General features: G+C 55.6%; 1 protein-coding gene and 1 tRNA gene. Both read right to left on the minus strand.

The window, feature by feature from the left end:
• Positions 1-304 precede the first annotated feature (304 nt).
• Positions 305-380: transfer RNA gene (locus A3754_RS06315), tRNA-Asn, on the minus strand.
• A 68-nt stretch (positions 381-448) separates the two neighbouring features.
• Positions 449-596: aminotransferase class I/II-fold pyridoxal phosphate-dependent enzyme (locus tag A3754_RS26520; protein ID WP_369817584.1), on the minus strand; the 148-nt coding region annotated here is incomplete at its 5' end.

Genomic DNA, 596 nt, shown 5'->3' on the forward strand with positions numbered 1-596 from the left:
AAGAAAAAGCCCGGTACCTTGCGATACCGGGCTTTCCTTATTTGGCTCCGCCTGCTGGGCTCGAACTAGGCGGATTCAACTGAATTCGCCAATGATTAACCGTCGACCGCAGGGCGGCCAATCATTGGGCAAAGAAAAAGGGCTTACCCGTGTGGATAAGCCCTTTTCTTATTTGGCTCCGCCTGCTGGGCTCGAACTAGGCGGATTCAACTGAATTCGCCAATGATTAACCGTCGACCGCAGGGCGGCCAATCATTGGGCAAAGAAAAAGGGCTTACCCGTGTGGATAAGCCCTTTTCTTATTTGGCTCCGCCTGCTGGGCTCGAACNAGCGACCCAATGATTAACAGTCATTTGCTCTACCAACTGAGCTAAGGCGGAATGTCTTGAGGCGCGTATATTAGTGACGCCTCCCGGGGTCGTCAACACCCCGGGGGTGCGTTTGTTGCTTATTTAGCCAATGCTTGCTCAATCCGGCGGATGGCTTCTTTCAGGGTATCCATGCCGACGGCGAAAGACAGGCGCATGCAGCCCGGTGCGCCGAAGGCGGAACCGGGGACCAGCGCTACTTCTGCCGTTTCCAGCAGCAGGGTGGCC

The sequence above is a fragment of the Alcanivorax sp. HI0083 genome, assembly GCF_001635175.1.